Genomic DNA, 24,415 nt, shown 5'->3' on the forward strand with positions numbered 1-24,415 from the left:
TTACGATGGACATGCTTTAAGGGTGTGCTCCACCGCCAACAACGGGTCCACGCATTCCAGACCGAATTCCTTTGCGATGGCAGGATAAGTCACTGACCCGCGATGCGTATTGAGTCCGTATTGTAACGCCGGATTTTTTTGCACGGCATTCAATCCTTCGTCCGCCAGGCACAGCGTATAGAGAGCGGTTTGAGCGTTAAGCGCAAAGGTACTGGTGCGCGGTACAGCGCTAGGCATGTTGGCAACACAATAATGCACCACGCCGTCGATTTCGTAGGTGGGGTTGCTATGCGTGGTCGGCCGGGTCGTTTCGACACATCCTCCTTGATCGACCGCCACATCGACGATTACGGAACCCTTCCGCATGTTTGGCAACATGCCAGAGGTAATCAGCCATGGTGCGCGTCCACCAGGGATCAAAACGGCGCCGATTACCAGATCAGCATTGTAGACCACCTCTTCGATGTTATATTCATCGCTGAAGCGCGTCTGTAGTTGCCCGCGATAAATGTCATCCAGGTATTTCAGGCGATCATGATTAACATCCAGCACGGTGACTTGCGCACCACACCCGACTGCTACGAGAGCCGCATTGGTGCCGACAATACCGGCGCCCAGAATCGCGACATTAGCTGGAGCGACGCCTGGAACACCACCCATTAATACACCGCGGCCCCCATGCGTTTTTTGCAGATAGGTTGCGCCGATTTGGGTAGCCATGCGCCCCGCTACCTCACTCATGGGCGTTAACAGCGGTAACTTGCCCCCTTCTGTCTGAACGGTTTCGTAAGCGATGGCTGTGGCGCCGCTCTCCAGCAATGCGTGGGTGAGAGGCTTATCCGAAGCCAGATGAAGATAGGTAAAGAGAATCATGTCCTGATGCAGATAACGGTATTCCGTCGCGGTCGGCTCTTTGACTTTGACCACCAGTTGCGCCGCCCAGGCGTCTTCTGCATGAGGAACAATCAACGCTCCGGCTGATCGATATTCCGCGTCCGAAAGGAAGCTGCCTTCGCCCGCCTCGCTCTGTACAAGTACCTGATGTCCATGCCTTGTCAGCGTTCTAACGATACTGGGGGTCATTCCGACTCGATTTTCGTGATCCTTGATTTCCTTGGGTAGCCCGATCAGCATGTTTTCTTCCTGACTATCGACGAGTAGAATCTTTTCTTGTGCAAAAGTTGGCACGGAAATTAGGTTAACGGCTCTGCGATTATTCCCACGGTTTCAATATGAGGATGAGCTTTCGAGAAAAGTGAACTGCCCATCTCGGCCGATTAGATCAGGGCCTGATGAATCGGCTTCATCCATTTCCACCATTTAGCCGCCAAGTATAACAATCCGATGGCGAAATCGCGGGAAAAATAATAGTCCGCCTCTGAGTATTTTGCACTCGTCATGAGGATGCGCTCCCATTCGAATCGAGCAGTTGCATGCGTAGGTGCTGAAGCACCAACTCTCGTGTATCGACCCCCCGGTCGAGAGCTGCCTGGTAATCAAACGTCAGCGTCGAATGCCCTTTCCCGGGCACGATAACAGAACGGAAGCGCCGCGTAGCTGATCCCGGCGGGCTTTGCAGCGATATTTCCAGCCGCTCGAATCGCTCCACGCTACAACGAGAGTCTTCCTCGAAACGCAGTCCAAGCAATGACATTGTGTCCGCCCTATTTGACGCGGCGCCCAACGCCTCTGGCTCGACGTCGAGCGCTTTGGGTTGAAACAATGGAAGACTGGGTTGCGCGGCGACCGGTGCAAGGAGGGCCGCCTCCATCATCATTGCGAAAACATAGCCACCTGTATAACACATTCCGATCGCGCCTACGCCTGGTCCGCCGCGCTCGGCATGCAATTTCCGGCACAGTGCCCGTAATGACGTTGCAATCGGACTCGATTTGCCTGCCGCAAGATTATTAAACTCTTTTCGAACGCACAAGCCCGGCGATTTCAGGAGACCAAGCATCGGATGCTGAAGCGGTCTGCCGAACAGGAGCGGCATGACAACGTGAAAACCGTGATCGGCAATCCATTCCGCAAATTCGACTGTCTCATGTGTGAGGCCGGGCAGTTCGTGCAACAGGATGACACCGGGTCCGTTTCCCTTCCGGAAGAGCGGAAACGAACTGTCGCCTGTCGTGAACGTTTCCTCGGAAAAGCCTTTGATTACGCTCACCGTGCTCCCCCCTCCTCCTTCCGCTTTTTATCAGCCAGAAGTAATCTTCTATTTTATGCTCAGCCGATTTTTGATCGCGAAAGCATAGCAGATTTACCTGTTCTTCGACGACACTCCTCTCTGAATCTCGGCATGGATCGCGTTCAAATTCTGCATTCGTTCTTGCGAGTCGGGATGATGTTTGACAGGCGCGTGACAACGTCATGCGCCGATGCCGCAACTCCCTCCAGATCCGACTGAGGCGGGGAGCAGTCCGTTTGGATAACTTTCCACCCAACAAAATCCGGGTAATTTGACGTTGCGTTCACCCTTAACAAACCATTTCTCCTCACCCTTTATATAGTCTAAAAAACATCCAATGCAACACCCTGACAACCGGCTTCTTGCCTTTTCCTGGTTTGAGCCGATTTCTTCTTGCTATCCGCCATTAGGGCGGCCCGGGGTTCGGAGAATGGAATAAAGAGATGCCGAATTCGGCGATGTGGGGTACGCTGCCGTTAATCCAGCCTGCCAGGCTCGCACACCTGTGCGGATCAAAGTGGTGGCAGGCTCATCTTGACACGGCAGGCTCTACTGGGACGCCAGAGTCGCTCTGGAAGATTGCAGAATCCAGTAGACTCGAGTTGTAATCTCCCGCTTGCATATGGTTGATAAATAAGCCGGCGCCAGCCAGCACGCGATAGCTGTGTAAAAGTCCGGATGGGATAAAAACGCTGCTCGGACTTTCGACAACGAACATCTCAGCCCCTAAGCGCACCTCTACTGTTAACCCTCGCAAGGCCGGGCCATGCCCAATGAATAGAAAAACGCTATCGACACAGTGCCGGTGAACATCGGCATGTCCTTCCCCACAGTCGTCCATCTCTGGTATGCGTCTGACAATGCAGTACTGACGCGCATCCGGCACAACGCTGTTATCAAGCATCAGGTAGCAATCACCAGGCCTCCGCTGACGGGGCCGTAATTCCGTGGCAGACATCAGTTGCGGGCGGTTAATGAGTCGCTCCCGCCCGGATGGCAGGACTTCAGGATCCGTGGAGTTCACGCGTCCGATAGTTTCGGGAAAGGTCCAGGCATAGGCTCGCTCGTCGCTAAGTACTGCGCGCCGATGTAGCTTGGCGACGTGGGTAAACGCGTTCGCTCCGGCGATAGGGCGCCAACGATCAACCATGAGTCGTGAGTAAGCCTGGACGAGTTTACTAATATAAGGAAGTGCGCGGCCATTTCGCAAGTGGCGCCATTTTAGAACATCCAGATTTGCCAGCAGAGTAAGCGTGTCCGCGATTCCACAGCGCTCGCCGATGCCGTTGACCGAAGAGGAAATCCAGCGGGCGCCGGCCCGCACCGCACTGAGGGCGTTAGCATTGGCCATCCCTCGATCATTGTGGAAATGTACCTCCAGGTCATGGCCGGCGAACTCGCGGCTCAATCTTCCGATCAAATCCTCCACCTCCCAAGGGCAGAGCAGGCCGACAGTGTCGGCAAAACCCAGGCGGTCCGCTCCGGCCTCAAGCGCAGCGCGGTATCCTTCCACCAATTCGGACCAAGGTGTTCGGCTTCCGTCCTCGACCGTGAACCGAACTCGTAATCCGATATTCTTGGCGTGGCCGACAGCCTTACTGACCACTTCGTGTACGGGCTGCTTGAAACGGATGCGGGAATTCCTCGATATCGCGTTGACACCCATGAAAATACCGACCCACCGGGCGCCAGTGGCTTTGACGCTATCGATGTCCTCACTACGGGCACGTGCGTGCGCAAGTACGGGGACTGCTCCGCAGATGACGACCGTCGCGCGCACCCGGCGGGCCTCCGCATCACTTATTATGGGGTGTCCGCACTCGACCATGTCGATACCCAGAGACACGAGCGCATGGGCAATTTCCGCGCTTTCTTCCTCGCCAAACAGCACCCCGGGAGCCTGCGCGCCTTCTCTCAAAGTCGTATCAATGATGCAAGGATTCAATTGAGGTCTTGTCTCACTCATCCAAATTTGATTCCCAAGGTTATGCCGGTAGCTGGGCAACCAGTGCAAGGCTTGAGGAATGCAGGGGTGTAAGCTTAAGTTGCCAACGCTCCCAATACACCGCTCTTGACGTTTTATGATAGTACAAATTGAGAAGTGTCACCTCGCTCTGACCGGCCGAATTACCTCAATAAAAAATAACAGAGACCGTGTTAGCGAAGCGCATTGCGCGTATGAACTGGATTATTTACTTCAGATCAGAGAAAGGTGGGTTACGCTGACGTTAACCTACCTACGAGATGATTGGAGTCCGGACGGAGCAGTGGTTGAATGACAAACGATATCCATCCACCGCACGCATTTTCACGGGCGAAGGTTTTTTCTCCGCGACCCGTCAATTTTGCTCAAGCCGCGGCTACACGTGAAATCATCACAGCGCCTTGACCATTTCTTCCACGACCTTCTTGGCATCGCCGAACACCATCATGGTCTTGTCCATATAGAAAAGATCATTGTCAAGGCCGGCATAACCCGCAGCCATGCTTCGCTTGACCACCATCACGGTACGCGCCTTGTGCGCATCCAGAATCGGCATGCCGTATATCGGACTGCCGGGGACATTTGCTGCAGGGTTCACCACATCATTCGCACCCAGCACCAGCACCACGTCGGTATTGGAAAAATCGCTGTTGATTTCATCCATTTCAAGTACCTGTTCGTAAGGTATCTCCGCTTCCGCCAGCAGCACATTCATGTGGCCCGGCATGCGTCCCGCTACCGGATGAATGGCAAAACGCACATTGACACCTTTCTCGTGCAACTTTTCAGCCAGCTCCTTGACCGAATGCTGCGCTCGCGCCACCGCCAGCCCGTAGCCGGGCACGATAATCACGCTGTCGGCGTTACCCATTAAAAATGCCGCATCATCGGCGCTGCCGCTGCGATAGGTTTTCTGTGTCCCGTCGCCCACCGCAGCCGCCGTCCCCCCCTCGCTGCCGAAGCCGCCGAGTATGACAGAAAGAAATGGCCGGTTCATGGCCTTGCACATGATGTAGGAAAGAATGGCGCCGGAACTGCCGACCAGCGATCCGGCAATAATAAGCATGGGATTGCCGAGCGAAAAACCGATTCCTGCCGCGGCCCAGCCGGAATACGAATTAAGCATGGAAATTACCACCGGCATATCCGCGCCGCCGATGGGAACGATAATGAGAAAGCCGAGCACGAAGGCGATCGCGGTCATTGTGGCGAAGGCTGGCCAGTTGGTGGTTTCGCTAAAGAAGAACCACAGGCCGAACACCACCATCACAACCGCCAGGATCAGGTTGACCATATGCTGTCCGCCGAATGTGATGGGCGCGCCGCTCATGCGGCCGGACAGCTTCAGGAATGCGATCACCGAACCCGACCAGGTCATGGCGCCGATGAAAGTGCCGAGAAACAGTTCCAGCTTGCTGCCCATCGGCAATACCGCAGGCAGGCCGAATGAAACCGGGTTATTAACGGCGGCGATAGCGATAAATACCGCCGCCAGACCTACCAGCGAGTGCATGAAGGCGACCAGTTCCGGCATTGCCGTCATTTGCACGCGCCGCGCGACGACGGCGCCGATGGTGCCCCCTAGCGCGATACATGCAAGTATCAGTGCCCAGTTCTTGGTGATCGTAAGGGTGGTGATGACGGCGATCGCCATCCCCACCATGCCGAACAGATTGCCGCGACGAGCGGTTAGCGGCGAGCTTAGGCCTTTGAGCGCCAGAATAAAAAAAACCGATGCGATCAGATACGCGAGTGCGACCAAATTTGCGGACATTGACTAGCTTCCTTTTTTATCTTTCTTTCTGAACATTTCCAGCATCCGCTGGGTGACAAGAAATCCGCCGAATACATTGATCGCGGCCAGCGTCACCGCCACGGCTCCAAGCCATACGCCCCAGTCGGTTTCCGCAGGGCCGGCGGCCAGCATCGCGCCGACCAGAATAATGCCCGAAATCGCATTTGTCACCGACATGAGCGGTGTGTGCAAAGCAGGTGTCACGTTCCACACCACGTGATAGCCTACAAACACCGCCAGCACGAATACGGTCAGGTTAATGATGGTTGGATCAACTTCGCCGATCATGTTTGCTCCTTCTAATTTGTTATCTGTAAACCTTGACTATCAAGAGAAAACGAGCCGTAAAATCTCGCTTTCACCCTGGTTTTAACCTAAATCCGGCAGTTGGACAGGGTGGAGTGTGCATCCGCTCTGAGCGAACTTACCGTAGAGGTGAACATCAAGTGACATAAAAAGTCTTGGTGGATCATTGCGCTAAATAAAAAAAGAGCGGTCAGCTGCCGGATTCAGGTTTAAGCCCTCCCGACGACTTCTCCACCCGCGCAGACCAGTGTCCCGGAAATGACTTCATCTTCACGATTCAAATTGAATTCGCCGCTCTTCGGATCAAGCATCAGGTTAAGAAAATTCATCAAGTTACGTGCATACAGCGCGCTGGAATCCGCCGCTACCAGTCCGGGCAGATTAGCGATACCGACGAGATGCACGCCGTGCTTCACTACGATCCTGTCCAATTCGGACAAGGGGCAGTTGCCGCCCGCCTCCACTGCCATATCAACGATTACCGATCCCGGTTTCATCGCACGAACGGTCTCTTCCTTGATCAAAACCGGCGCCGGACGGCCGGGAATCAGCGCGGTGGTGATGATGATATCGGCCGCCGCGGCGCGCTGATGGACCAATTCGCCCTGACGGCGCTTATAATCATCTGACATTTCGCGGGCATAACCGCCGGCCGTCTCCGCCTGCGCTTTTTCTTCGTCACTCAACGGCACCTCGACGAATTTGGCGCCGAGACTTTCAACCTGTTCTTTCGCCGCCGGGCGCACATCGAAGGCTTCGATCACGGCGCCCAGCCGTTTTGCCGTGGCGATAGCCTGCAAGCCCGCCACTCCCGCACCCAGAACCAGTACCCGTGCCGCCTTTACCGTGCCGGCTGCAGTCATCAGCATGGGGAAGAATTTCTGATAGACATTAGCCGCCATCAGTACCGCTTTGTAGCCGGCGATATTGGCTTGCGACGACAGCACGTCCATGCTCTGGGCACGGGAAATGCGTGGCAGCCTTTCCATGGCGAACGCAGTCACCCCATGCCGTGCGAGCGTTTCAATGCCCTCCGCCTGATGCGGGGAAAGCAGGCCCAGCAACACGGCATCCTTGTGCATCATTGCCAATTCACCGGGTTCCGGACCTCGCACCTTGAGCACAATTTGAGATTGACCGTATAACTCCGCCGCACTGGCTACGATGCTTGCACCAGCCTCCTGATAGGCCTCGTCGGGTATGCTCGCACCGGCCCCCGCGCCGGACTGTACCAGAACAACATGAAAACCCTTGGCGGTAAATTTCTTCACCGTCTCCGGCGTGGCCGCTACGCGGCTCTCCCCCCCGCGAATCTCAACGGGTATGCCTATGTGCATTGATGATCTCCCTATTGGGTAATTCTACCGGCAACTCTCGCGGATCACCCGCTCCCCTTCGCCTTCGAATTTGGTGAAATAACGTTGTGTTCCTGAATCCCTTATTTTTAGCGGGCTTGCGAAGTTTCCCAAAACGCCTGTTCAGGACGAAGCCCGGATTATAAAGGAAACCCGGGCATAATGAATTGTCCGCATTGAGGAAAGCGGCTACGCCTCCACTTGATCAGGTCCTTTCAGGCAATGACTAATCCACCGCGTAGTCAGTTTCTCCTGGACACTGTTCTGGCGTAAACGCGAAGCCAACCCGCCGAAATCCACCTGATCAAGCGGCTGATCCTGATTGAAGCAGGAAAATACATACGTTATCTCTCCGGTTTTCGGATCTTTGTGAGGTTGCAGGCACTGGGCGCAGATTTCTTTCATCATGCATTGCATCGGCGAATTGATGGAGCCGATGGCGAAGTGATCCGTCTTCAGATAAGGCTGAAGCTTGTTATGCCGCGCGGCGCCCACTGCCGCCATCATGCGATCGGAGCCGATGGCGATGATACGATCGGCATCCGCTAGTGGAATCTTCTGGGGACCCAGCGCACCGCTGCCATAAGCTGCCATCGCTTCCACGATGTTGCCGACGTAACTGAAGTCGCCCGGCCGGGAAGGTTTGAAACCAGGGGATTCGTCGCAGCACCACACCACGACATCCGCCGCCGCTTCGATTTCCGCTACCTTATAGCGATCAATCAATTTCTTGTACCCGGCAAAATATAGAATTTTCGAACCGGCGGCCCGTGCTGCCGCGCCAATGGAAAACAACACCGCATTGCCCAGCCCCCCGCCTACCAGCACGACGGTTTCACCTGGCAAGATCTCTGTCGGGGTACCGGTGGGGCCCATCAGCACTACTGGATCGCCAGGATTCAGCTTGGCGCATAAATCCGCCGATCCACCCATTTCCAGGGCAATCAGCGAGACCAGGCCGCGTGGAACATCAACCGAGGCTCCCGTAAGGGCGATGCCTTCCATCGCCAATTTCGTATCGCCCGCGGTAGTGGCAAGGGTTGCAAAGTTCTGGAAGCGGTAGAACTGCCCGGGATGAAAGCGTTCCACCGCCATGGGGGCATGCACCACTACCTCAATAATATTGGGAGTGAGCCGCTCGACTTTATACACAGTGGCCCGTAACTGTCCGTTGATTTCGGAAAAAAACAGCGCGGCTGGTTTCGTGGATGCGGGCGCTACGCGCCCGAGCATCCGGCTGACCACCGGATAACCCTGTTTGGCGCTGGACATGGCTTTTACCACATTGCCCGAATAAGACGGATGCAGGTCACCGAAGAAGCTGATGAAGCGCCCATCCTCGCAACGGCTCAAGAGCACCATGGAGGTTTCCGGCTTGGGATTTGCGCGTGGCGGGCTGACTGGATCGCCGTTTTCGTCGCAAGCCGCGAAATAACGCCCATTCAGTTTGAAATTCTTATCGTCTTCTCTGGCGAGCACCGTATTCGGCTGCGTTCCCGCCGCAACCAGAACGGCGCCGGCCGGTAACTCGGCTTCTCCGGTTTTTTGCCACGACCCCGTTTCATCCAGGACTTGAACCGCGAACTGGACAGAACTCGCGTGGCCCCACTTATCCGTTTTCACCCACACCGGCGTTAGTCCTTCGGCAAACAGGATGCCCTCCTCGAGGGCTTTTTCGACCTCCTCGTGGTTGAGTGTATAAGAAGGGCTGTCGATGAGCCGCTTCCGGTAAGCGATGGTCGCCCCCCCCCATGATTGAAGCAGCTCCAGTATGCGCGGCGCTCTCCCTTCCCTTTCCGCTTCCTTGCGCTCTGCGCGGATAGCCCGGGCGTGACTGAGAAATTCCTCGGCAATCTCCCGCTCCTCCTCATCCCACGCGCCGCGGATGGCCGTTTCGCCCTGGACAGCTGTGAGAATTTCATAACGGCGAAGAAATTTATCGACCTGCACCGGGTAGTAAGCAAGCGCTTCGGTTGCCGTATCAATGGCAGTCAGGCCTCCGCCGATCACCACCACGGGCAGCCGTAACTGCATATTGGCCACGGAATTCATCTGCGCCGCACCGGATAATTGCAGCGCCATCAGGAAATCGGATGCGGCGCGAACACCTCGCGCCAAACCATTCGGCATATCAAGCACAGTGGGACGTCCGGCACCCGCGGCAAGCGCGACATGATCGAACCCCATGGCCAAAGCATCGTCAGCGGTCAACGTGCCGCCGAAGCGGACGCCGCCGAAAAGTGCAAACTCTTCCCGCCGTTCCAGAAGCAATCGCAGCAATTTAAGGAAATTTTTATTCCAGCGCACAGTAATGCCATATTCCGCGACGCCGCCAAAACCCGCCGGCATGCGCTCATCCAGATTCTCATCAAGCTCGCCCGCATCCTGGATAGCCCTGAACGGAACATGTTCTCCCTGCTGATTCACTCCGCAAATATCGGGCGCTAAAGGCTCAATCTTGAGGCCGTCGATTCCCACTACCGTATGGCCGTCGTTCATTAAATGGTGTGCCAGGGTATATCCCGCGGGCCCCATACCCACTACCAGCACCTTCTTGCCTGTCGGCGGCTTCGGCACCGGCCGGTGCAGGTCCAGTGGATTCCATCGGGTAAGAAGGCTGTAAATTTCAAAACCCCAGGGCAATTCGAGTACATCCTTGAGCGTGCGTGTTTCGGCCTGCGGGATATCGACCGGCTCCTGCTTCTGGTAAATGCAGGATTTCATGCAATCGTTACAAATGCGGTGGCCGGTACCGGCGCACATCGGATTGTCCAGCACGATCATTGCCAGACTGCCGACAGCTACTCCTTGCGTCTTGAGCTTATGAAACTCGGAAATGCGCTCTTCCAGTGGGCAACCGGTGAGGAGAACGCCCAATTGGCTCTTTTTGAAAGATGGCGTCTCTCCAGCGGTCTTTGGCTTTTCCTTTAGCCCTTTCGAGCATGAATCCTTCCCTTGCTCATGGCACCAGATACAGTAATTCGCCTCATCCAGGGCGCCTACCAGATCGGTCCCCGGATCCGTGAGCGCAAAACCTTCCCGGCGGCGTATATGATGAAGCCGGTGAACAGTGTAACCGGCGGCATGGTCAACATCTGTCGACAAGAGATGCAGATAATCGAGCTTGGCGGGCGCCTTGAACAATACCCCGTCCCGGGTGCGCTCCCGCCCTAGGGGTGTTTTCAGCGCCCAGGCCGCATAGAGCAAAGCCATCCCGAGCCGTTCCTCGTTCGCGTTCTCATCCAGCAGCCACTCTGTAACTGCGGTTGCAAAGGCCAGTTCGGAGAAAGGCACTCCGAATGCCGCAGCCAGTTTCTCTTCCAGTGCAGTCCCATCCACTGCGGCAGCTTCTGCCTCGCTCACCTTATTCATCGCCCGGCGCTGCACGAACTGTCTTTTGCATGAATAAAGCGGCGCCAGCTCGTGATGGCGTGCGGCGAGAGCACCGACTTCTTTTTCAATGCCGAACAACCTGGCAATAAAATCTTCCATCCACGGAGCAACTTCAATCAGCAGAGCTGATTCAGCTTTGCGATCCAGGCTATCAGGATAGGCACGGGCGTGATCCAGGCGGGCGCGCAGTCCGACTTCTCCTTGTCGCAGAAAATCGAGAAATGCCTGATCCAGCCTTATCAGCCCCTCACGGCGATAGAGATCGGCAAAAGCGATGTCGAATCCAAGGATGGGAGAAACCGGGGCAGTTGCCGGGATGGAATGAAGCGCCGATTGTAAACTTGTCATGGTTAGATTATCGATAGTATGAACATGCATCAAAAAAGAAAGAACGAGGAAAATTACCGCTATTTCTTATTAGAGCGTAACTGTCGCGAAAGTTTATACCCCTATTCAATTTAGGTTTTTCCCCGCTAAAAAATAATAAAAGCGGCAAAGCCGCCCTCTCCACCACATCCACCTTGTCGCTTCCAACCGGCTTTGTCCCGAATCACCAGAAGATGAGTGAAAATTGCCGGATTAAGCCGGGTTAACCAAGTGCCGGACAGATCATGCCTGCGGCAATGGTATTGTTATTGACTTCATCAATGACAATAAAGCTCCCCGTTGCATGATTGTGCTGATATTGGTCGCACACCAGCGGCTGCTGCATTTTCAGCGCCACTAGACCGATGTCGTTCATTTTCAGCGTATCCGCCGCTTCATGATTGAGTGTATTAATGTCCACACGACAGTCTATCCGCGACACCAGCGCCTTTACGACCCGGGTAGTGTGTTTGACGAGGTATTTTCGCCGGGGATCGAGACTCTGCTCCGACAACCAGCATAGCATCGCCTCAAACTCCTTCGTGACGCGCGGCGCTTCCCCATCGGTTTTTACCAGCATATCGCCACGGGAAATATCCAGATGGTCTTCAATTGTCAGTGTTACGGACTGGGGCGCGACCGCCCGCTCGACGGAGCCATCATAAGTAACGATTTCCTTGATACGGGAAGTCAGTCCGGAGGGCAAAATCTTCACCGGATCACCGACGCTGATGAAACCCGACTCGATGCGCCCCATGTAGCCACGAAAATCGTGCAATTCCTCGATTTGCGGGCGGCACACCAATTGCACCGGAAACCGGAAATCTTCGAGATTGATATCATGGTCGATGGGAACGCTCTCCAGGAAGTCCATCAGTGTCGTGCCCTCGTACCAGCCGAGCTTGGTTCCCCGCTCAACCACCATATCCCCGTTCAAGGCAGACATTGGAATATAGACGATATTGCTCAGCTTGAGTCCTTCGGCAAAAGCGGCGAAGTCCTTACAGATCTGTTCGAATACCTCGCGCGAATAGCCTACCAGGTCCATCTTGTTGACCGCCACCACCAGATGAGGAATCCCTACCAGGCTGGCCAGGTAAGCATGACGACGCGATTGGGTGAGCATTCCCTTGCGTGCGTCAATCAGGATGATGGCTAAATTAGCGGTGGAAGCTCCCGTTACCATGTTACGGGTATATTGTTCATGACCGGGGGTATCGGCGATGATAAATTTACGCTTGGGCGTGGCAAAATAGCGATAGGCTACATCAATGGTGATACCCTGCTCACGCTCCGCCTGCAGCCCGTCAGTGAGTAGTGACAGATCGACGCCTTCCATTCCACGCCTGCGCGTAGTGTGGGTAATGGCGCTCAACTGGTCCTCAAAAATGGACTTTGAGTCGTGCAGCAAGCGTCCGATCAATGTACTCTTCCCATCGTCCACACTACCGGCGGTGATAAAACGCAACAGCTCTGCGTGGTCAAACGAAATACTCTCAACAGCTGACATTACGACCCTTCTGAAAATTTTTTGGCGCGGACCTTCCTGTTCTTTTGCCACTTTATAAGTTCAAAACCCCACTGGTAGAAGCACGAAGGAAATTCGGAATACGTATGCGGCGAATATAAAAGAGACAATTCCCGAGCAATGCCGTACCCCGATTGCTTTAATTTATAAAGATATTTCAGAAATACCCTTCTTTCTTGCGCAGCTCCATGGATGCCTCCGAAGTCTGATCATCCATGCGCGTCGCCCCGCGTTCGGTGATTCGTGTAATCGCGGTTTCGGCAATGATTTCGCCGATACCGAGCGCAGTGGATTCCACCGGACAGGTGCAACTCATATCTCCCACCGTACGGAAGCGCACCATCAGATTTTCCGCTTTCTCTCCGTCCTTGGGTTGTACGAGGCGGGATACCGGTAATAGACCGTTACCACGTCTGATGACATCGCGGGTATGGGCGAAATAGATACGGGGCACCTCCAGCTCCTCGCGGGCAATGTATTCCCAAACATCGAGTTCAGTCCAGTTGCTGATGGGGAAAACACGGATATTTTCTCCTGGATGGACGCGGGTATTGTAGATATCCCATAATTCGGGGCGCTGGTTCTTTGGATCCCACTGACCGAATTCATCGCGGAACGAAAATATGCGCTCCTTGGCCCGGGCTTTTTCTTCGTCACGGCGCGCCCCGCCGATGCAGGCATCGAAATGAAATTCAGCGATAGCATCCAGCAGCGTCACCGACTGAAACGCATTGCGGCTCTGATTTTCGGAACGCAGCACCACTCTTCCCTGCCGGATGGAGTCTTCCATGCTGCGCACGATCAAGCGCTCACCCAGTTCCCTGGCACGGAGGTCACGGAACTCGATCACCTCGGGAAAATTATGGCCGGTGTCGATATGCAGCAACGGAAACGGAAAACGCCCCGGACGGAAAGCTTTTTCCGCCAGCCGCAGCAGCACGATCGAGTCCTTTCCACCGGAAAACAGTAGAGCTGGATTGGTGCACTCTGCCGCCACCTCTCGCAGGATATGGATGGCCTCGCTTTCCAGCGCATCCAGATGGCCCAATTGCCTCGCGACATAACGTTTAGTGGCTACGGGCTCACTTGCCGCCATTTCTAAACTCTCAACAGAAGAAACAAATTCTTGTACATCGCTCATATAATCCAATCCTGAATCGGTCAGCCCTTCAGTTTTCACGGCGCACCGGACTTGCTCCGAATCCGGCCATGCCCTTTCTCTTCCGGATTTCGGCTCTGGCCCGAAATAGCCAACTCCGCCACGGAAACGGACGCCGCCGTGCCGTTCCGCTTGCCGGAATGCAAGCCGCATTCCTTGATTTCGGGATTTTCCCACCACCACCGGCCTGCACGAACGTCCTCGCCGGGAGTAATGGCACGGGTGCATGGGGCGCAGCCTATGCTTGTGTAACCTTTATCATGCAACGCGTTATACGGCACATCGAATTGTTTGAGATACGCCCACACATCGGCCAGGCGCCAGTCCAACAGGGGACTGATTTTTTGCAAACCGTTGTCGGCATCAAACTCCGATTCAGCCAGATTCTTTCTGGTCGGTGCCTGATCGCGGCGCAGGCCGGTGATCCACGCGCGCTTCCCGCGCAAAGCACGTTTTAGTGGTTCCACTTTTCGGATATGGCAGCATGTTTTGCGCAACTCGACGCTGTCATAGAACCCGTTGGGGCCGTTCTGGGCAACGTATGCTTCCACCGCGGCGGGCTCGGGAAAATATACTGGAACACGAATGCCATAGCGCTCCGCCACTTCCCTCATCAGGCTATAGGTTTCTTCCGGCAGGCGGCCGGTATCCAGCGTAAACATTTCAATCCCTGGATAGTGCCGCGCAATGATATCCGTCAAGACCATATCCTCCGCGCCGAAACTATTGGCGAAGACCACAGGGGCATACTCTGCCTGGACCGTATCCAGCAATGTCCGCATCGTGGCAATTTTGTGATCCAGGGTCATATTTGGCGTTTCAGGTAATGGACATCTTCAAGATATAGATATAGGCATAAAAATTTATTACAACAGGGCCGATGACTGTGCTCGTTGCAACGGTGGCGATTTGGCTGAAGCTGCCAGCGGCAATGCACCCGCCAGATCAAGCTGGCGATCGAAACCAAGGCAGAATTCCGCAGCCTCCATTGTCCACGCATCCAGTTCGGAGAACCATTCCGTCAGCCGCGCATCATTCAACTCTTCGGCCGGACGGGCGAAATCCTCCGCGAACTTGGCCAGCTGCCTGGATAAACGCGGTTTGGTGGGCAGAACCCGGCGCAATTCCTCCGCCTGCTTCGTCAAATCATCGTGCTTCTGGCCACTGAGCAATTCAGTCACTCCTTGACCGATCAATCGGGCGATCTCCTCCGCACACTTGACTGAATCTTCAAATTTTCGTTGAAACTTCAGCGCATCACGATAATTGCGCTCATGAGCTGCTTCAAAAAAACTTGAACCGATTTTCACCTGACTCACGCCTGCGCACTCGCCCCCGCCTAATTGCAGCACTTTGAAATCCGCGTCCTTGCCATGGTCGCGCAAGACCGATTCCAGCTCTTCCGGTTTTACCTCCCCCAGGTCCGCTAGGAGATCGGCGAGATAAACCTTGCCTACCCGCCGCGTCCAGGAAAAGAACGTCTCACCTGCCTCCTTGTTAGACGCATAATCCGACTTCACCCTTTCGACCGCTGCCTCAATGCGTGCCGCCGGTATCGATGGGCCTTTAATCGCCAGCGCTCCGCGCGCCATTCCATTGCCGCCAAAGTACATCTGGTAATGCGGCACCAGCTTGCCGTGCATGCGCTTACCCTCGCCGTAGATGCCGATGTCGCCCATTTCGGGCTGGGCACAGCCGTTGTGGCATCCGGAAACCCGAATTTTCAGATCATGTGCACCACCGCTTAGTTTCGGTCCGACGATCGTGCTTGAAGTTATCCCCAAGCGGCAGGTCGATGTGCCGGGACAAGCCACCACATCATCACCGGCCTGGGGCTCACCCAGGCCTAATGCAGCCAAAGCCGCACGCAACGGACCGATTTTTGTTTCCGTCACATTTGCCAGGAACATATTCTGATCCTGGGTCACACGAATTTCATGCAACGCATGAGTCTCGGATATCCGGGCAAGGCCGCGCAATTGCTCCACGTTCAAGTTGCCCATCGGCACACTCACCGGAAACACGTAATGCCCCGGCTGTTTCTGCGCAAACACGTGGCGGGGTGCGCCAATACCGGGAGCTTCACCATCGAGGCCGGCGCTCCATTCTCCCTTCGGGTAATCCTGGGTTGCCAATGCTGCTTTGGTGCGGACCAACTCCTCGCGATACTTCTCGATAAAACCTTCCGGTCCAAATTTATCAACCAGGAACTTGATCCTCGCTTTGGCGCGCTTAATACGGTCGGAATAGCGGTTGTGTAATGAAATGACAGCCTCCATGACAAGCAGCAAGTCTTTTTCCTCAATGAATTCCTCAATGACAATCGCTTCATGGGGCTTATGTCCGAGACCACCTCCGGCCAGGACCTTAAAACCAAAGTCTGCGCCGTTTCGCACCGCGACGATTCCCATATCGTGCATCATGCCTTGGGCACAATCAGACTCGCATGCGGAAAAACTGATCTTGAATTTGCGTGGCATTTGCTGAGTCAGCGGATTTCGCAGAAAATGCTGAACCGCACCGTCGAGATGCTTTGTCACGTCGACATGCTGACGAGGACAAATGCCAGACAGCGGACACGCTGTAACATTGCGTATGGTATTGCCACAAGCCTCGCGAGTCGTCAATCCAACTGTGGCCAAATGGCGAAGCACCTCCGGCGTATGCTCGAGCGGAACGTAGTGCATCTGAATATCCTGGCGTGTGGTGATATGCACGACATCATGGCGCGCATATTTCTCCAGCATATCGGCGATCGCATTCAGTTGCGGTCCGCTGACGCGTCCTCCCGGAAGCTTGATGCGTACCATATTGACGCCTTCCTGACGCTGACCATAGATACCCATTTGCAAGCGGCTCGCGGTAAAACGGTCGACATCCATGCGCAGGGCCTGATAGTCCTGTAACGCCTGATCGAACGAATTTATTTCTTCGTCATCAGCAAGGTAATTTAAATGACTCATCTGAATCCTCCACAATTTATGGTCATCTCAGCTCGCGGCCAGCGGCATGATGGGTTCGCCATACCTGATTGCTGACTGCAATATTCCGGTCCGGCTTGATCCGCCGCTATCGGCGATCAATCTGATATCGAACTGCCGGGAAAACCAATCCGCCGGATTTGGACAATGCATTATCCAGTCCGTCAATGCCTGATGCCAACACGGCAGATACCGGTAAATAACCGCATATGATGCCTCGAAAAAGCCATAATAGCAATGGACGCATATATCGCAAAAGAATATTATGTTAGTTTATTATAACCTGACCTTATTTAAACAAAGACCATGAAATTGCAGCAATTGCGTTACCTGTGTGAAGTCGCCAATCAGGGATTGAATTTGTCCAAAGCCGCTGAAATCCTGCATACTTCCCAACCTGGAATCAGCAAGCAGATTCGTCTCCTGGAAAATGAACTTGGGATAGATGTTTTTGTGCGCAACGGCAAACGTGTCGTCAAGGTTACCCCGCCGGGCCAGGCCATTCTCGAGATTGCCGAAAGAATGTTGAAAGATGCGAAGAACCTGAAACAGGTGGGCCAGGAATTCGCCAACGAAGCAACGGGTTCTCTCACCATTGCCACCACCCATACGCAAGCACGATACGCGCTACCCGCGGCGATCAAGCATTTTACCGCACGCTATCCGAAGGTGAGGTTAATTCTGCGTCAGGGAAACCCGACCCAGATCGCGGAAATGGTGACCTCGGGGGAAGCGGATATCGCCATCGCCACCGAAGCTATCGAGCTGTTTCATGAACTGGTGATGCTGCCTTGCTATCAATGGAATCGTTGCATCATCGTCACCCCGCGGCATCCGCTGCTTAAATTCGGGAAACTGACACTCGAGGCCATCGTTCAGTATCCGATCATCACGTATGATTTTGCTTTTACCGGCCGTTCGAAGATCAACCAGGCATTCGACGCGAAAAGACTGATTCCCAACGTGGTGCTCACGGCAATAGACGCGGATGTGATCAAGACCTACGTGGAACTGGGATTAGGCATTGGCATTCTGGCGCAGATGGCATATGAGCCGAAGCGGGATAAGCACTTGAGATCCATCGATGCCAGCCACTTGTTCGAACCAAGCACCACTCGCATCGGCATAAGCCGCGATAGTTACTTGCGTGGTTACGTATTTGACTTTATCGAAATTTTTGCTCCCCATCTTAACCATGCCGTAGTCAAAGCCGCGATGGAAGAGCGGCTATCCTAACCCGGCAGCGAAAGGAGTGAGCGGTCAACCACGAGTTTGAATTTACTCTCTTAAATTTACTCTCAATAATCGAAACCGCCGTATCCCCTGGTGGCGGGCGATCACCACTTCGATTTTTGTGCGCAGCATGATGGAGCCTCGGGCAGTATAATGGCGGAATAGTCTCGTTCACTCCGCTCATGAATGCAATCAAGCTTCTTCCCGACCTGCTTATCGGCCAGATTTCCGCTGGAGAGGTCATAGGACGTCCCGCCTCCGCGCTCAAGGAAATGCTGGAGAACAGCGTGGACGCAGGGGCAACTGAAATAACGGTTCAGCTCTTTCAAGGCGGAACCAGGCTGATCCGCGTGGCCGATGATGGCGTCGGGATTTCCAGGGATGATCTTCCCCTTGCGCTTGCGCGTCATGCGACCAGCAAGATCAATACGCTTGAAGATTTACAGAAAGTGGCAAGCCTGGGATTTCGCGGTGAGGCGCTGGCGAGTATCGCGGCTGTTTCGCGCCTGACACTGGCAAGCCGTAGAGCGGAAGAAAACCATGCCTGGCGAATCCACGCGAAAGGCGGCCACTTATCTCAGGCTGAACCTTTAGCGCTCGCTGCCGGTACAGCGGTGGAAGTGCACGACCTCTACTTCAACACTCCCGCACGGCGTAAATTTCTAAAGACTGAAGCCACTGAATTCGCCCACTGCGAGGAAGCGTTCAAGCGCATTGCATTGTCGCGCGCCGACATCGGCTTCACGCTGCAACATAACGGAACCGTACGCAGGCATTTGCGTTCAGCGGAGGCTGAGCTTCGCATCGCAGCAATATTGGGCGATGAATTTGGCCAAACCTCGGTATTCGTCAACGAACAAGCAGCCGATTTGCGGCTGTGGGGCGCAGCGGCGTCGCCCAGCTACTCGCGGTCTTCGCGCGATGCCCAGTATTTTTTTGTCAATGGCCGCTTCGTGCGCGATAAACTGATTGCTCATGCACTACGCGAAGCGTATCGCGATGTACTCCATCTGGACCGGCATCCCGCTTTTGCACTGTTCCTGGAGATGGATGCCGAGGGCGTGGATGTGAACGTACACCCCTCCAAGGCGGAAGTGAAATTTCGCGACCCCCGTGCTCTGCATCAATTCATTTTTCATACCGTCAACAAAGCGCTGGCGTCGCCGCAACCAGCGCTTGCCCCGGTGGCCGCAGCCGGAAACCGGGCGGCAACTGCTCCGCTTTCCGCCTATTCCCACCAAAGAACCATGCCGCTCATGCCAGCCGCGCCGGCAGTGGGAGCAGCCCAGTCACGCGCGTTATATCAGACTTTATTCGGCGCCGATTCGAAATTACCGGATGCATCGACGACAGCGGCGGCTACTGAGGAGAAACAGGAAGCTTTCCCACTGGGGTTTGCCCTGGGGCAACTCCTCGGTATTTATATCCTGTCGCAGAATGATCGCGGCCTGCTGATTGTGGACATGCACGCGGCGCATGAACGGATAGTCTATGAGAAACTGAAATCAGCACTGGACAATCACAGGCTCTCAATGCAGCCCCTGCTGATCCCTGCGACATTCCAGGCGGAGAGCCTGGATATTGCCACGGCCGAGGAAAACAGCGCCGTCTTGCGCGAGCTTGGGTTTGAAATCTCGGTATTCTCGCCTACCATGCTCGTGGTGCGGGCAGTACCGGCCACGCTCAAGGATGCCGACGTGGTAAAGCTGGCGCACGATGTATTGAGTGAAATCCGCGAATTTGGTGCTACACAGGCACTGACCAGCAGGCGTAATGAACTTCTGTCGACTATGGCCTGCCATGGGGCGGTGCGAGCCAACCGGATACTGACCGTTCCGGAAATGAATGCGCTGCTGCGTGAAATGGAGGCGACGGAGCGCTCCAGCCAGTGTAATCACGGCAGGCCGACGTGGTTTGAAATCAGTCTTTCCGACCTGGATAAAATGTTCATGCGAGGCAAATAGCCCACGATGCCGAGCCTGGATCAATCCGATATTACTTGTCCATCGTGTTTACAATGGCTTGCAGTAGATGCTGACGCATCCTCGCAAAAATTGATGGATTCCATGCGGCCTTACACACCCGTGATGTACGAATGAGAACGGAGTTGCTAGGTGGTCTATCGCCCAGAACTTTTCTCCGCGAATACTGGCAGAAAAAGCCCTTGCTGGTGCGCGGCGCACTGCCCGGCTTTCAGGGACTGCTGACTCACAGCGAACTGATCGATCTGGCCTGCAGGGAGGACGCGCAGTCTCGCCTGATTACACAGAAGAATGCCATATGGCAGGTCAGGCACGGTCCTTTTACACTTGACTCTTTTTCGCGCCTGCCAAGAAAAAAATGGACGCTGCTGGTACAGGACGTCAATCACTTCCTGCCCGCAGCCCGTGATTTGCTGCTTCAATTCAATTTCATCCCCCACTCACGGCTCGACGATCTGATGGTCAGTTATGCACCTGCCGGGGGCGGAGTCGGGCCCCATTTTGATTCGTACGACGTTTTCTTACTGCAGGGAATGGGGCACAGATGTTGGCAGATATCCGCCCAGCGCGATAAGAGACTCGTTATGGATGCCCCGCTAAAAATCCTGCACGATTTCAAACCGGAACAGGAATGGATACTGGAGTCTGGCGATATGCTGTATCTGCCCCCCGGCTACGCTCACCATGGCATAGCAAAAGACAACTGCATGACGTATTCGATTGGGTTTCGCGCACCCAGCTACCAGGAGCTTACCAATCAGTTTCTTATTTACCTGCAGGATCACGTTGTGGTCGAAGGCATGTATTGTGACCCGGGCCTCGCGTTGCAATCCCACCCGGGGCGCATCAGTTCGGACATGGTGAGCCAAATAGGCACAGCACTCGGTAAAATCAAATGGGGCCCTACTGACATAGAACGCTTTATTGGAACCTATCTCACGGAGCCCAAGCCCCATGTTTTTTTTACGCCACCACCGCGTCCCGTAACACAGAAAAGATTCTCGGATCAGATTAGCAAAAGCGGATTACGACTGGATCTAAAAAGTCGCATGTTGTGCAGGGGGAAAAATGTTTTCCTGAATGGGGAGGCGTATCCGGTCGGCACTAAAGCTCGCCGGTCATTGGAAAAACTCGCCGACCGTCACGCGTTGCCAATAGCGGGAGGTCTCGACACCGGGGCGGTTGCCCTGCTTTACCAGTGGTACCTCTACGGTTATGTTGAAATAGGAAAACCGGGGCTTACCGCTTGAGACATAATTACCAAGTATCCGAAAAAAGGGACTGCCGTGCTGTAAGCAAAGCGGTTGCCTGGAGCTTGGATTCCAAACACGCTCTGGAGATTTAAGCACGTTGCCAAAACTACGCAATCCTGCGGGGATGAGAATGTCCCATCGCCGTTTTGACGAATTAGCGGACGTATTGCCCCCGGGGCCATTGCCACTATCACTTATGTCTCCGGGATGAGCCACAAAACGACTGGACAACATTTCTGAATTCTGCTATTAAGATAGTGGTCTCTTCAGATTTGAATGGCCGAAATGCTTTAATTTACCGTGATTCGTTATAAACCATATAAAGGAGATTAAAACAATGAAGTACTCGCTCCTCGCTGCCGCCCTGGTAACACTAATACTAACTGGATGTGATCAAATGAGACAGAAAGAGCCCGGAGAGGGGAAACCGGGGCAATATCCCCCGAGTCTCTGGGAAAAACGTGAAGGACAAGTCAGTGATGCGGAAATTGAGGCGGCCCAGAAGGCTGAGGCTGATGCTCAAGCAAACAAAAGCCAGCCGAAGATGGATGAGCCGCCGAAAGATGCACCGAAGTACTAAGAAGAATAAACCAATGCTTAAAAAGGCCGTCCTTCGGGACGGCATTTTTTTGGAATTACTTTTCAATTTCCAAAGGCAGTGGAAACAGATCAATCCATGGTTTCAGATTTGAATGCCTCCGATACATTTGTTACACTATGCGTCTTCTCTCATGATAGGTTAATGGATTATGAAATACTCATTTCTCGCTGTTGCTTTGGCGGCATTCGTATTAACTGCTTGTGATGGCAAAAAGCATCCTATGGACAAACCGCCTCCCTCAGCTTCGGTTGAGCGTGAATCAGCCCCTAATTTTGACGAACTTGATTCGCCTTCGACTGATGGGACTGGTTCCAAGGATGCTGCCGGCGTTAAAAAAGAGGAACCTAAAAAGGAAGAATCCAAAAAGTAACAGGCAATAATAAAAAATATCTCTCCAGGTGGGTTTTGGGTTTTTATTTATCAATTTACACTGTAAAATGGCAAATCCACCGGCAGTTGACTCAAATTCGATTAATCCGGCCATTATTCGATTAATCCAGGGTATTTTTGCGATATAATACGATCTGTTACAACCTATTTATATTCTATTAAGGAAGCCACCTAATGAAACTTTCACTTCTCGCCGCTGCTTTAGTGGCATTGACTTTGACAGCATGCGATAGACCCAAACAAGCGTTACCTGAAAATTCAACCTCATATGGCACCAGACTTGAAGAAGGCACCACTCTGGATCAGGAACGTGGCGAGAACTACAAACCTCCGGTTACAGATGACAAATCAGCGGCCACTGATGAGGAGGATGAATATTCCGGCCAGGCCGTTCTTCCCGGGCACGCGCTTGACGGCAATGGCAACCCCATAAGGCCTGGCCAAAGCGCTATCCCTGCCGGCCATTAAGAAATAATGAGCAAACAACAAAGCCGTCCTTAAGGGCGGCTTTTTTGTTGTTCATAAACCGGCCCATGTTTTTTGGGGAGATCAATAGTTTTTTCCTTCTAACCTTGTTTGCGCCAATTCCCATTTGTCATCGCGGTCCCGGCTTGAAGAATGCGAGCGTTGGTTATATACTGTGACCTGTCATCAACTATTCTAAAGGTATTAAATAATGAGACTCACGCTCCTGGCTGCTATCCTGGCGGCATTAACCATGACTGCATGCGGCAAGCCGAATCAAGCGCTGCCCGAACAGGAAAAGGCGAACTTTGAAAAAATTACCGGGAAATCCGCAACGGCTGAGCCTGCTCCGGCTGATGATGCCGCTCCTGATAGTAACGCACCATCTGATGCTGATGCCAAGGATAAGAAATAATAACCTGATCATAAAAAAGCCGCCTTTCGGGGCGGCTTTTTTATTGTCTCTTTCCTTTTAACGCAAATGATTAAATCAATTGGCGCCAACCGAAGCCCTCGCTCTGGCCGGCCACATCGATCCAGTCTACTTCGCAGTTCAAGGCGCCGCTCAACATGGTTTGCGCAAGCAGCGGAGTATTATTTTTTTGACTCAAATGCGCCGCGATGACGTGTTGCAGGCGACTGCAATCGAGGCTTGCCAGAAGTCTCGCCGAAGCAGTGTTTTCGAGATGCCCAAAGCGGCCACCAACGCGTTGTTTAAGGCTTTGCGGATAGTCGCTGTTCGCCAGCATTTGAGCATCATGATTACACTCCAGCACCAGCGCATGGCAGTGGCTCAAGACCGCCTCGATATGGGGCGTGGAACATCCGGTATCAGTCAATACGCCCAATCGGAATGCGCCATCCCCGAACACAAACTGCGACGGTTCTTCAGCATCATGCGGGACCGGATAAGGCTCTATCTCGATATCATTGATGGAGAAACGCTGATAGCTGTCTATGATATTAATCATCGGCAATGATGCAAATGTCTTTTCCACCCTGCGCATGGTACCGTGCGTCAACCACACCGGGATATGGAATTTGCGTGCAAGCCGCGCTACACCGCCAATATGATCGTCATGCTCGTGGGTGACAACGATTCCATCTATCATATCGGGATCAAGGCCGAGCCGACAAAGGCGAGCTATCGTTTCTTTCAGGGTAAAGCCACAGTCCAGTAGCAACCGGGTACCCGCTACCTCGACCACAAGGCCATTTCCTTGTGAACCGCTACCTAGACAGGCGAAGCGCATGAACTAATGAGAAAGACAAACGATGGGGAGCACACAGTGGAAGCCTGAAGTATTTTTGCATTAATGAATGCCGTAGCGATTTTACCATTATCGCCGTTACCGTTCTCCACCCGCCGTGTATATTTTACTGAGATCCTTATTGCCACTCGTACGGGGCTAGCAAATGGAGACAACATCAAC

At 53.9% G+C, this 24,415-nt stretch carries 20 protein-coding genes; 7 read left to right on the forward strand and 13 right to left on the reverse strand.

What is annotated here, in order from left to right; genetic code table 11:
* The 12 genes from ald to BLP45_RS14660 form a co-directional block, all read right to left on the reverse strand.
* Positions 1–1,134 carry an alanine dehydrogenase gene (gene ald, locus BLP45_RS12620; RefSeq protein ID WP_090372844.1) on the reverse strand — a complete coding sequence of 378 codons (1,134 nt, stop codon included), beginning with the start codon at positions 1,132–1,134 and terminating at the stop codon, positions 1–3.
* 262 nt (positions 1,135–1,396) lie between these two features.
* Entirely contained in the window at positions 1,397–2,170 is a 774-nt protein-coding gene (locus BLP45_RS12625; protein WP_090372845.1) for a dienelactone hydrolase family protein, read from the reverse strand.
* A 550-nt stretch (positions 2,171–2,720) separates the two neighbouring features.
* Complete coding sequence (locus BLP45_RS12630; protein WP_090372846.1) at positions 2,721–4,157, reverse strand: LeuA family protein; 1,437 nt, start codon at positions 4,155–4,157, stop codon at positions 2,721–2,723.
* A 409-nt stretch (positions 4,158–4,566) separates the two neighbouring features.
* Positions 4,567–5,949, reverse strand: a complete 1,383-nt coding sequence (locus BLP45_RS12635) for an NAD(P)(+) transhydrogenase (Re/Si-specific) subunit beta (protein WP_090372847.1) — start codon at positions 5,947–5,949, stop codon at positions 4,567–4,569.
* 3 nt (positions 5,950–5,952) lie between these two features.
* Entirely contained in the window at positions 5,953–6,258 is a 306-nt protein-coding gene (locus tag BLP45_RS12640; protein WP_025041967.1) for an NAD(P) transhydrogenase subunit alpha part 2, read from the reverse strand.
* A 227-nt stretch (positions 6,259–6,485) separates the two neighbouring features.
* The gene (locus BLP45_RS12645) at positions 6,486–7,613 is read right to left on the reverse strand and encodes a Re/Si-specific NAD(P)(+) transhydrogenase subunit alpha (RefSeq protein WP_090372848.1); all 1,128 of its coding nucleotides are present in this window, start codon (positions 7,611–7,613) and stop codon (positions 6,486–6,488) included.
* Between the two features lie 207 nt (positions 7,614–7,820).
* A complete protein-coding gene (locus tag BLP45_RS12650; protein ID WP_090372849.1) occupies positions 7,821–11,372 on the reverse strand; it encodes an FAD-dependent oxidoreductase in 3,552 nt (1,183 codons plus the stop codon).
* 241 nt (positions 11,373–11,613) lie between these two features.
* Entirely contained in the window at positions 11,614–12,900 is a 1,287-nt protein-coding gene (gene cysN / locus BLP45_RS12655) for a sulfate adenylyltransferase subunit CysN (RefSeq protein ID WP_090372850.1), read from the reverse strand.
* A 175-nt stretch (positions 12,901–13,075) separates the two neighbouring features.
* Positions 13,076–14,014 (reverse strand): sulfate adenylyltransferase subunit CysD, encoded by a 939-nt coding sequence (gene cysD, locus BLP45_RS12660; RefSeq protein ID WP_090372874.1) that lies wholly within the window; start codon positions 14,012–14,014, stop codon positions 13,076–13,078.
* An 80-nt stretch (positions 14,015–14,094) separates the two neighbouring features.
* Entirely contained in the window at positions 14,095–14,886 is a 792-nt protein-coding gene (locus BLP45_RS12665; protein ID WP_090372851.1) for a phosphoadenylyl-sulfate reductase, read from the reverse strand.
* A 57-nt stretch (positions 14,887–14,943) separates the two neighbouring features.
* A complete protein-coding gene (locus tag BLP45_RS12670; protein WP_090372852.1) occupies positions 14,944–17,040 on the reverse strand; it encodes a nitrite/sulfite reductase in 2,097 nt (698 codons plus the stop codon).
* Positions 17,041–17,067: 27 nt separating this feature from the next.
* Positions 17,068–17,211 carry a hypothetical protein gene (locus BLP45_RS14660; RefSeq protein ID WP_176754749.1) on the reverse strand — a complete coding sequence of 48 codons (144 nt, stop codon included), beginning with the start codon at positions 17,209–17,211 and terminating at the stop codon, positions 17,068–17,070.
* 153 nt (positions 17,212–17,364) lie between these two features.
* Between BLP45_RS14660 and cysB the strand changes: the two genes are divergently transcribed.
* The 7 genes from cysB to BLP45_RS12705 all read left to right on the forward strand — a co-directional run bounded on the left by cysB (position 17,365) and on the right by BLP45_RS12705 (position 23,397).
* Complete coding sequence (gene cysB, locus BLP45_RS12675) at positions 17,365–18,294, forward strand: HTH-type transcriptional regulator CysB (protein ID WP_090372853.1); 930 nt, start codon at positions 17,365–17,367, stop codon at positions 18,292–18,294.
* Positions 18,295–18,473: 179 nt separating this feature from the next.
* On the forward strand, positions 18,474–20,255 hold the full coding sequence (gene mutL / locus BLP45_RS12680; RefSeq protein ID WP_090372854.1) for a DNA mismatch repair endonuclease MutL: 1,782 nt from the start codon (positions 18,474–18,476) through the stop codon (positions 20,253–20,255).
* Positions 20,256–20,386: 131 nt separating this feature from the next.
* The gene (locus BLP45_RS12685) at positions 20,387–21,523 is read left to right on the forward strand and encodes a cupin domain-containing protein (protein ID WP_090372855.1); all 1,137 of its coding nucleotides are present in this window, start codon (positions 20,387–20,389) and stop codon (positions 21,521–21,523) included.
* A gap of 400 nt (positions 21,524–21,923) precedes the next feature.
* The gene (locus tag BLP45_RS12690; protein ID WP_256327824.1) at positions 21,924–22,106 is read left to right on the forward strand and encodes a hypothetical protein; all 183 of its coding nucleotides are present in this window, start codon (positions 21,924–21,926) and stop codon (positions 22,104–22,106) included.
* A gap of 169 nt (positions 22,107–22,275) precedes the next feature.
* Positions 22,276–22,497 carry a hypothetical protein gene (locus tag BLP45_RS12695; protein WP_090372857.1) on the forward strand — a complete coding sequence of 74 codons (222 nt, stop codon included), beginning with the start codon at positions 22,276–22,278 and terminating at the stop codon, positions 22,495–22,497.
* A gap of 194 nt (positions 22,498–22,691) precedes the next feature.
* Positions 22,692–22,985, forward strand: a complete 294-nt coding sequence (locus BLP45_RS12700; protein WP_090372858.1) for a hypothetical protein — start codon at positions 22,692–22,694, stop codon at positions 22,983–22,985.
* Between the two features lie 208 nt (positions 22,986–23,193).
* Entirely contained in the window at positions 23,194–23,397 is a 204-nt protein-coding gene (locus BLP45_RS12705; protein WP_090372859.1) for a hypothetical protein, read from the forward strand.
* 70 nt (positions 23,398–23,467) lie between these two features.
* On the opposite strand, the gene BLP45_RS12710 is transcribed toward BLP45_RS12705, so the two are convergent.
* Positions 23,468–24,235 (reverse strand): MBL fold metallo-hydrolase, encoded by a 768-nt coding sequence (locus BLP45_RS12710; RefSeq protein WP_090372860.1) that lies wholly within the window; start codon positions 24,233–24,235, stop codon positions 23,468–23,470.
* Positions 24,236–24,415: the final 180 nt, after the last annotated feature.

Source organism: Nitrosospira sp. Nl5 (assembly GCF_900102495.1).
Classification (GTDB): Bacteria; Pseudomonadota; Gammaproteobacteria; order Burkholderiales; family Nitrosomonadaceae; genus Nitrosospira.